The 9,013-nt window shown below is 80.4% G+C and carries 10 protein-coding genes; 5 read left to right on the top strand and 5 right to left on the bottom strand.

All coding sequences use genetic code 11. The annotated features are described in order from the left end of the window. The coding region (locus GTR00_RS08315) for an MFS transporter (RefSeq protein WP_166611156.1) at window positions 1-635 on the top strand (635 nt) is incomplete at its 5' end. 62 nt (window positions 636-697) lie between these two features. Here GTR00_RS08315 and GTR00_RS08310 read toward each other — a convergent pair. Both GTR00_RS08310 and GTR00_RS08305 read right to left on the bottom strand, forming a co-directional pair. Next, window positions 698-1,351: an MBL fold metallo-hydrolase gene (locus GTR00_RS08310; RefSeq protein ID WP_323132333.1), complete on the bottom strand. Its 654-nt coding sequence runs from the start codon at window positions 1,349-1,351 to the stop codon at window positions 698-700. 57 nt (window positions 1,352-1,408) lie between these two features. Beyond that, window positions 1,409-1,687 (bottom strand): hypothetical protein, encoded by a 279-nt coding sequence (locus GTR00_RS08305; protein WP_166611155.1) that lies wholly within the window; start codon window positions 1,685-1,687, stop codon window positions 1,409-1,411. A 225-nt stretch (window positions 1,688-1,912) separates the two neighbouring features. Between GTR00_RS08305 and GTR00_RS08300 the strand changes: the two genes are divergently transcribed. After that, window positions 1,913-2,143: a hypothetical protein gene (locus GTR00_RS08300; RefSeq protein ID WP_166611154.1), complete on the top strand. Its 231-nt coding sequence runs from the start codon at window positions 1,913-1,915 to the stop codon at window positions 2,141-2,143. 31 nt (window positions 2,144-2,174) lie between these two features. Next, the gene (locus GTR00_RS24915) at window positions 2,175-4,193 is read left to right on the top strand and encodes an AAA family ATPase (protein ID WP_205705357.1); all 2,019 of its coding nucleotides are present in this window, start codon (window positions 2,175-2,177) and stop codon (window positions 4,191-4,193) included. A gap of 33 nt (window positions 4,194-4,226) precedes the next feature. On the opposite strand, the gene GTR00_RS08290 is transcribed toward GTR00_RS24915, so the two are convergent. Beyond that, entirely contained in the window at window positions 4,227-4,898 is a 672-nt protein-coding gene (locus GTR00_RS08290; RefSeq protein ID WP_205705356.1) for a GNAT family N-acetyltransferase, read from the bottom strand. Between the two features lie 41 nt (window positions 4,899-4,939). On the opposite strand from GTR00_RS08290, the gene GTR00_RS08285 reads away from it, so the two are divergent. Further along, entirely contained in the window at window positions 4,940-6,022 is a 1,083-nt protein-coding gene (locus GTR00_RS08285; protein ID WP_166611151.1) for a lactonase family protein, read from the top strand. A 30-nt stretch (window positions 6,023-6,052) separates the two neighbouring features. On the opposite strand, the gene GTR00_RS08280 is transcribed toward GTR00_RS08285, so the two are convergent. Continuing rightward, window positions 6,053-6,712: a Crp/Fnr family transcriptional regulator gene (locus tag GTR00_RS08280; protein WP_205705355.1), complete on the bottom strand. Its 660-nt coding sequence runs from the start codon at window positions 6,710-6,712 to the stop codon at window positions 6,053-6,055. Window positions 6,713-6,884: 172 nt separating this feature from the next. On the opposite strand from GTR00_RS08280, the gene GTR00_RS08275 reads away from it, so the two are divergent. Beyond that, window positions 6,885-7,589 carry an RNA polymerase sigma factor gene (locus GTR00_RS08275; RefSeq protein WP_166611150.1) on the top strand — a complete coding sequence of 235 codons (705 nt, stop codon included), beginning with the start codon at window positions 6,885-6,887 and terminating at the stop codon, window positions 7,587-7,589. A gap of 156 nt (window positions 7,590-7,745) precedes the next feature. On the opposite strand, the gene GTR00_RS08270 is transcribed toward GTR00_RS08275, so the two are convergent. After that, window positions 7,746-9,013, bottom strand: a 1,268-nt coding sequence (locus tag GTR00_RS08270) for a hypothetical protein (protein ID WP_166611149.1), incomplete at its 5' end; no start/stop codon positions are given.

Raw genomic sequence — 9,013 nt, 5'->3', positions numbered from 1 at the left:
CCCCCGGCGCCGCCGCGCCGACGGCGCTGGAGGCCCCGGGCGCTGCGGCGCCGGGGGTGTGGTCGCGCGGGCTGCGCCGGCGCACCGCCGGCGCGTGGCTGGTGTGGTTCTTCGTGAACTTCAGCTACTACGGCGCGTTCACCTGGATCCCCAGCCTGCTGTTCGAGGACGGTTTCACCCTCGTGCGCTCGCTGGGGTTCACCCTGGTCATCACCCTGGGTCAGCTCCCCGGCTACGCCGTCTCGGCGTGGCTGGTGGAGGCGTGGGGCCGGCGGCGCACCCTGTCGGTGTTCCTCGTCGGCTCCGCCGCCGCGGCGCTGTTCTACGCCGCCGCCGACAGCGAGCCGCTCATCCTCACCGCGGGCGTGCTGCTGTCGTTCTTCAACCTCGGCGCGTGGGGCGCGCTGTACGCGCTGACGCCCGAGGTGTACCCCACCGCGGTGCGCGGGCGCGGCGCCGGTTCGGCGGCGGGTTTCGGGCGCATCGCCTCGATCCTGGCGCCGCTGAGCGTGCCCCCGCTGCTGGCCGCCGGGGGCACCGGGCTGGTGTTCGTGGTCTTCGGCGTCGCGTTCGCCCTGGCGGCCGCCGCGAGCTGGCTGCTGCCGGAGACGCGCGGGCGGGCCCTGGAGGGCTGAGCCCCGCACCCGCCCCCGGACCCCGCACCGGGCCGCAGGCGCGGGCCGGTGCGGCGGGGCGCTCACCAGCCGCGCTCGCGCCACTGCGGCAGGTGGGGGCGTTCGGCCCCGAGCGTGGTGGGCGCCCCGTGGCCGGGGTGCACCACCGTGGCGTCGGCCAGCTCGCCGAACAGGCGCTCGGTGACGTCGCCGAGCAGCGAGGCGAACGCCGCGGCGTCCCCGCGCGTGTTCCCCACCCCGCCGGGGAAGAGGGAGTCGCCGGTGAAGACGTGGTCGGGGCCCTCGCCGCCGCCGGGCAGCACCAGCGCCACCGAACCGGGGGTGTGCCCGCGCAGGTGCACCACGCGCAGCGCCACCTCGCCCACCCGCACCACGTCGCCGTGGCGCAGCCGCCGGTCCACCGGGACCGGCAGGTGGTCGGCGTCGTCCTCGCCGGCGGCCGTGGCCGCGCCCGTGGCGGCGACCACCTCGGCCAGCGCGCCGACGTGGTCGTGGTGGCGGTGCGTGGTGACCACCAGGGCCAGGCGCCCCGCGGGGGAACCGGCGCGCACCAGCTCCAGCAGCGCGTCCGGCTCGGCGGCGGCGTCCACGAGGAGCTGCTCGCGGGTGCGCCGGCACGTCACCAGGTACGCCACGTTGTCCACCGGCCCGACGTGCACCGCGCGCACCTCCGCGCCGGCCGTCAGCCGCACGTCCCCGCCCGAGCGCTGCTCCACGCGCCGAACCTAGCCGGGCGCCGGTGGTGCGGCGGGCCGGGGACGCGCCGGGGGTCCTCAGGCGGCCGAGCGCCGCTCGTCGGCACCGGGCGGGGAGACCCCGTCGGCCAGGGCCGGCGCGGCCGGCTCGCTGCGCAGGTCCACCACGGCGGGGACGGCGGGCGCGCGCCGCTGGGCGCGCCGGCGCACCAGGGCGACGGCGAAGGCGAGCGCGACGAGCGCGTAGAACGCGGCCCGGGCCCCCTCCCCGTCGGCGGCGAAGCCCGCGACGAGCGCCGCGGAACCCGCGGCCCCCACGGCGTGCACGAGGTCCACGAACGACGTCCAGACGGCCACCTCCCGATGGTGACCCCTGCGCGGCGGGCACGCCCGTCGGTGCGTGCCGGGACGACCGTCCCGGCCCAGGGTGAAACACGGAGAGTGAACCTTAGTTGCGCCGAGTGAACTGAGGTCGGTCGCGCGGACCAGGACGCGGTGATCTCCCGATGCCCCGGGCACCCCCCGCGCCGCAGGCTCGTCCCGGCGGCGCACCGCGCGCCGCACCCGTGGAGGGGAGGGGACGTGGCCGTGGACACGACCGGCAGGACCGCCTGGGCGGCGTCGTGGGACCCGCACGCCCTGGTGGCCCAGCACCAGGACGAGCTGCTGCAGCAGGCCCAGCGCGAGCGCCTGGTGCGAGCCCTGCGCCGCGCCCGCCGCGCCCGCCGCGACGACCCGGCGGCGGTGCCCGCACCGCGCCGGGGCCCGGCGCGGTGGTGGTCGCGCCACCGGGGGCTGCGCCCGGCGCCCTGACGCGTCCGAGCCCGGTGCCACGATGGCCGACGTGCCCCCGGTCGCGCCCGGCGCCCCGCCCCTGGTGGGGCGCACCGCCGAGCTGGCGGTCCTGCGCGCCGCGCTGGACGCCGCCCGCTCCGGCGCGCCCGGCGCCGTCCTCGTCGAGGCCGACGCCGGGGTCGGCAAGTCCCGCCTGGTCGCCGAGCTGCAGCGCACCGCCCTGGACGCCGGCGACGTCACCGTGCTCGTGGGCCACTGCGCCTCCGCCGGCGGCGGCGCCCTGCCGTACCTGCCGTTCGTCGAGGCCCTCGCCCCGCTGCAGCGCGACACCACCGCCGCCTGGTGGTCCGCGCGCGACACCGCCGGGGAGCTGGCCCAGCTGCAGCTGTTCGACGCCGTCAGCGGCCTGCTGGGCACCGCCGCGCGCGAGCGCTGCGTCCTGCTGGTCCTGGAGGACCTGCACTGGGCCGACGCCGCCAGCCGCGACCTGCTCACCCACCTGGTGCGCCGCACCCGCGACGAGCGCCTGCTGCTGGTGGGCACCGTGCGCACCGACGACGTGCACCGCCGCCACCCGCTGCGCGCGGTGCTCGCCGAGCTGGGGCGGCTGCCCGCCGTGCGGCGCGTGGCGCTGAGCCCGTTCACCCAGGACGAGACCCGCGCCTACCTGGCGGGCCTGGCCGGCGCCGACGTGCCCGGCGCCACCGCCCGCGGCATCCACGCGCGCGCCGAGGGCAACGCCTACTACGCCGGGGAGCTGCTGCTGGCCAGCGCACCCGCCCGCGGCGGCGCGCCCCTGCCCGAGGCCCTGGCCGACGTCGTCCTGGCGCGCGTGGAGGCCCTGCCCGCCGAGGCCGCCGAGGTCGTGCGCGCCGCCGCCGCGGGCGGGCGGCGGGTGCGGCACGAGCTGCTGCGCGCCGCCGCCGGCCTGGAGGAGGACGTGCTCGACCGCGGCCTGCGCGACGCCGTCGCGCTGCGCGTCCTGGACGCCGACGGCGCCGAGGGCTACCGCTTCCGCCACGCCCTGCTGCACGAGGCGTCCAGGACCTCCAGGGCGCCGTACGGCGTGCAGCTGCTCCTGCTGCAGGCCACCGCCTGCTTCGTCACCGGCCGCTTCGCGCGCGCCGAGGAGATCGCCGGCGGCGTGGGGCCGCAGGGCCCGCGCGCGGTGGCCTCGGCGGTGGCGGTGGTCGCCGCCCACGTCGCCGCCGCCACCGGCCACCCCGAGCGCGCGCGCGAGCTGGCCGGCGGCCTCGTGGACGAGCCCTTCGACCGGGCCACCGCCGCGGCGGCCGTCGCCGAGGCCGACCGCTGGGACGGGCACCCGCGCCGCGCCGCGCAGCGCCTGCTCGACGTCGTGGAGGGCCTGACCGTGGAGGACCCCGCGCACCTGATGGGGCTGCGGCTGGGCGCGCAGGCCCTCGGCGCGCTCGCCGACGCCCGCGACGCCGGCGACGGCGGGGACGGCGGGGACGGGGACCTGCCCACCGGCGACCGGCTCCTGGCGCGGGTGGAGGGGATCGCCCGCACCGGTCAGCCGCGCGCCGGCGCGCTCGGGCCCGAGGGCCGCGCGTGGGTGCTGGTGGCCCGCGCCGAGCACGCCCGCCTGCGCGGCGCCCCGCCCGCCGAGCTCGTCGCCGCGTGGGGGGAGGCGGTGCGCGGCTTCGCCCACGGCGCCGCGTACGAGGCGGCCCGCTGCCGCCGCCGGCTCGCGGAGGCGCTGGTGGCCGCCGGGCGCCGCGAGGAGGGCCTGGTGCAGCTGCGCGCGGCGCGCACCGCCGCCGCGCAGCTGGGCGCGGCACCGCTGGCCGCGGCGCTGGAGGACCTCGCCCGGCGCGTGCGGGCCGACCCGGCCGCTCCCGCCGGGCCGCTGACGGCGCGCGAGGCGCAGGTGCTGGAGCTGCTCGCCGAGGGGCTGACGAACCGGCAGGTGGGCCAGCGGCTGTTCCTGGCGGAGAAGACCGCCAGCGTCCACGTCTCGCGCATCCTGGCCAAGCTGGGCGCCTCCTCGCGCGCGGAGGCGGTCTCCATCGCGCTGCGCTCGGGGATGCTGGCCGGGAGCGGCTGAGCGCCCGGACGAGGACCCCGCGGGGCGCCCGGCTCAGCGCAGCCGCAGCCCCAGCACCAGCGCGCCGGCGTCCGGCGCGGGCTCGACCAGCTCGCGGAAGCCCAGCCGCCGGTAGAACGCCACCGCCCCGGGGTTGCGGGTGGACACCCCCAGGTGCACGCCGGGCACCCCGCGCCCGGCCAGCTGCACCAGCAGGTGCTCCACCAGGCGCCGGCCCAGCCCGCGGCCCTGCACGTGCGGCAGCAGGTCGATGTGCAGGTGCGCGGGGTGCGCGCCGCGCCCGTGCAGGTACGGGCGCGGACCCGGCGGGTCGTCCAGCGAGCGCAGCAGCGCGGTGTCCAGCGCGGTGGGCACCGCGCCACCCGCCACGAGCTCGCGGTGGCGCCGGCGCACCCCGCGCCACCACTCCGCGCGGGCCCACTGCTCGAAGGCGAGGGTGTCGGCGCAGCCGATGACGTACCCGGCCACGCCGGCGCCGTCGTCGACGACCGTGACCAGGGCGGGGTCGTGCGCGGCGTACGGGCCGGCGTACACGTCGCCCAGCAGGCGCGGGTCGCCGTAGCGGCCCGTGGCGTCCTCGCCGTGGAAGCCGGTGCGCAGGCACACGTCGTACAGCCCGTCCAGGTCGCCCGGCGAGGCCGGGTCGAACGGGCGCGGGCGCGGCTCCGCCGCCGGCTGCGGGTCCTGCGCTGGCTCCTGCGGCACGGCGCCCATCCTGCCCCAGCGGGCCCGGGCAGGATGGGCGGGTGGACGAGCTGCTGGCCGTGGGGTCCTACACCGCCGCGACGGGCGGGCGCGGCGGCGGCGTCGCGCTCCTGGCGCGCGAGGCGGCCACCGGCCGCCTCGGGCCCGTGCGCGCGCAGGACCCGTGCGCGTCGCCCTCGTTCCTGGCCGCCGGCCCCGCCGGCGCGCTGCACGCCGCCCACGAGCTCGATGAGGGCGTGGTCTCCACCCGCCGCCCCGGCGGGACCGGCGGCGGTGCCGGCGGCGGTGCCGGCGGGCGCGCCGTGCTGGGGGAGGCGCCCACCGGCGGGTCCTCGCCCTGCCACCTCGCCGTCCACCCCGGCGGGCGGCTGCTGGCGGTGGCGAACTACGGCGGCTCGGTGGGGCTGGTCGCGGCCCCCGGCGGGGTCGCCGCGGAGCTGGTGCAGGTGCTCACCCACCCCGGCTCCGGCCCGCGCGCCGACCGGCAGGAGGCCTCGCACCCGCACTCGGTGACGTTCCTGGACGCCACCACCCTGCTCGTGGCGGACCTGGGCACCGACGAGCTGCGCGTGCACCGCCTCGACCCCGCCGCCGGCCGCGCCGACGAGCGGCCCGCGCAGCGGGTGCGCACCCCGCCCGGCTCCGGGCCCCGCCACGTCGCCCTCACCGGCGCCGCCGGCGCGCGCACCCTGCACGTGGCCGGGGAGCTGGACGCCACGCTGCTGTCGCTGCCCGTGCTCGAGGGCCCCGACGGCGCCCGGCTCGGCGAGCCGGTGGCCCGCCCGGCCCTGCTCGGCGCCGCGCCCGGGCCCGTGCACCCCTCGGAGGTCGCGGTCCTGGCGCCGGGCCGGCTCGTCGTCGCCAACCGCGGCGCCGACGTCCTCACCGTCCACGACGTCACCGACGGCGCGGCGCGGCCGGTGGCCGACGTGCCGCTCGGCGCGCGCAACCCCCGGCACGTGCGGGTGCTGCCGCGCGCCGGCGGCGGCGCGCACCTGTACGTCAGCGCCCAGGACTCCGACCTGGTCGTGCACCTGGCGCTGGACGCGGACCTGGCGGTGGTGGACCGCTCGGCGGCCGAGGTCGGCTCGCCGACGTTCGCGCTGCCCCTCGCGCGCGGCTGAGGCCCCCGCCGGGCGCCGCGCCCCCGGTGCTCACCGCCACCGCGCCCGCCGGGCCAGCCCCGCGGGGTCGTCGACGCGCACGCGCCCGCGCTCGATCGTCACCAGGCCCTCGTGCTGCGCCGCGCGCAGCGCCTGGTTGGCGGTGGGGCGGGTCGTGCCGGCCATGCTCGCCAGCACGTCCTGGGTCAGCGGCACCGTGGTCCCGGCGGAACCGTCGCCGTACTGCCGGCTCAGCGCGAGCAGCCGGCGCAGCACCCGGCGGTCGGCGGGCACGTACAGCGCCTCCAGCAGCCGGGCGTCCAGCCGGTGCACGTAGTCGGCGAGCAGCCCGAGCAGCAGGGCGTCCACCTCGGGGTTGTCGCGGCGCAGCGCGCTCAGGTGCTCGCGCGCCACGCTGAGCGTCACGGCGCCCTCTAGCGCGGCGACGGTGGCGGAGCGCTCCTCGCGGGGCGACAGCAGCGCCAGCTCGCCGAAGATCGAGCCCGGGCCGAGCACGGCGAGCACGGCGGTGTCGCCGGCGGGGGTGCTGACGCCGACGCTGACGTGCCCGGAGACCAGCAGGTGCAGGGCGTTGGCGGGGTCACCGGCGTGCAGGACGACCTCCCCGCGGCCGAAGGTGCGCCGCCGGGCCCGCTCCAGCAGGCGGGCGCGCACGCGCTCGTCCAGGCCGGCGAGGGGGGTGCGCTCCACCGCGCCAGTCTCGGCCGCCGCCGCGGCGGAGCACCAGGGCAGCGCCGGGCCCGGAGTGTCGGCGGGCGAACACCCCGCCCGTCGTGCGGCGCACGGTGCGCGGTGCACCGCGCGAGCACCCTCGTCGGCACCACCGGCCGCACCGCAGCGGCCCCGGACCACGGAGGGCACCGTGAACACCACCGCGCAGGCCGCGACCCGACCCGCTGAGCACCGCCCCGCGGACCCCGGCGCCGCGGACGACGACTCCGACGAGGCCGCCGACGAGGCCGCCGACGAGGCCGCGGCGCTGCTCGCGGCGCTGGCCGCCGGGGACGGCGACGCCTGGCGCGAGGTGGTGCGCCGCCACCGCCCGCTGCTGCTGCACGTGGCCCGCCGGTACCGGCTGGGGCCGGAGGAGGCCGCCGACGTGCTGCAGGAGACGTGGGTCCTGCTGCTCCGGCACGCCCGCGACGTGCGCGACCCCGGCGGGCTGGCCGGCTGGCTGGCCACCACCGCCGCCCGGCAGTGCCTGGCCGTGCACCGCCGCGCGCGCCGCGAGCCCAGCGTCCCGCTGCCGGACGCCCTCGCGGCCGGCGCTCCCGGCACGCTCGGCACCGCCTGCACCGCGGAGGACGTCGACGCGCGCCTGGACGCGGAGCGGGTGCGGCCGCAGCTGCGCCGGGCGCTGGCGCAGCTCCCGCCGCGCGAGCGCGCCCTCCTCGGGGAGCTGCTGGCGTCCCGGCCGGCGAGCTACGCGCTCATCGGCGCCCGGCTCGGCATGCCCGTCGGCAGCATCGGCCCGGTCCGCGGGCGGGCGCTGCGGCGGCTGCGGCGGCTGCTGGAGGACGGCGCGGGCGGCGCGACGGCGGTCGGGGAGGAACCGCTGAGCGCCTGAGGCGCCACCCGCGCGGGCCCCACCCGCGCGGGCCGGGCGGCACCCGCCCCCGGCCCGCGCACGAGGAGGGCGCACGAGCGCGGGGCACGACGGACGGGCTCCACCGGGTTCCCCCGGTGGAGCCCGTCCGTCGTGCCCGGGGCGTGCGCGGGCCGGTCAGGCCGGCACGAGCGCGGTCAGCGCGACGAGGTCGACGGTGCGCTCGGCCAGGGTGAAACCGCCCCGCCCGGACAGCACCGAGCCGTCGGGCAGCACCACCTGCGCCGTCCACTCCACGCGGCACTCGGCCTCGCGGCCCTCGGGGTGGGGGAAGGAGAACCGCTCGTGCGCCAGCTCCCCGGCCGCCCCGGTGGGCTCGACGAAGAAGCTGCCCGAGTGCTCCGCCGCTCCCCCGTCCACCGCCGGCACCAGGGCGCGCCAGCCGACCACCGCCAGCGCCCCCGCGGGGGCGCCGGCCAGGTCGCACACCAGCCCGACCTCCGCCACCCGCGTGGCCGCCCCCACGTCCACCGCCAGGCACGGCGCCCGCGTGCCCAGCGACAGCGATCCCGTGCTGTCCGGCCACGACGAGCGCGCCCACTGCAGCGACCAGCGCACCTCCACCCGCTCCGGGCGGGCCTCGCGCGGGTCCCAGCGGACCAGCACCGTGCGGCTGGCGCCCTCCTCGCCCGGGCACTCCACGACCTCGGTGCCCACCGTGCCGTCGGCGCGCCGGTACCCGACGTGGCAGGTGCAGCGGCGCACCCTCGGGTCCGCCGCGACGTTGACCACGACCGGCAGGGCGGCGTCGTCGTCGGCGTCCACGGCGTGCCCGGCGGGGCCGAGCCCGGTCAGCAGGCCCAGGTGGGTCGTGCAGGAGAACGGCTCGCGCACCACCTCGCTGCCCCCGCGCTGCTCGGACAGGTCCAGCCGCGCGGGGTCCGCCGGATCCGCCAGCGTCAGCGACAGCCCGGCGCCGTCGTCGTCCGCCGGGCCCGCGGCCGGTTCCACGGCCGTGACGAGCCGGCCGACGGCGCGGGCGGCCCAGCGCTGCAGCACCGCCTGCTCCGCCCGCGCCACCTGCGCGGGCGTCCACCCCGGCGGCACCCGGTGCCAGGTCAGGTCGACCGCGCCGGAGGCCACCAGGTCCTCCAGCAGGGCGTCCTGCTCCGCCTGCCCGCCCGCCGGGCCGAAGTGGGCGGCGAGCGCGCGGCGGTGGCGGGCGAGCACCGCCAGCGCGGTGCCGGTGTCGGCGTCGAGGCGGTAGCGCCAGGCCGGGTGCAGCACCTCGTGCTCGCGCTGCAGCAGGACCACCAGCGGCGGCCCGTCCCCGGCGTCGAGCGCGGCGCGCACCGCGTCGGCACCGGCGGCGTGCAGCGGCACGCCGAGAGCCACCGACGCCGGTGCCCCCACGGCCGTGCCGCGGTGCGCGGCCGGGTCGGCGG

This window comes from Kineococcus indalonis (genome assembly GCF_009906395.1).
In the GTDB taxonomy this organism is placed as follows: domain Bacteria; phylum Actinomycetota; class Actinomycetes; order Actinomycetales; family Kineococcaceae; genus Kineococcus; species Kineococcus indalonis.
Note: the sequence above shows the minus strand (reverse complement) of the source record. Positions and strands in the feature narration are given on the sequence as shown.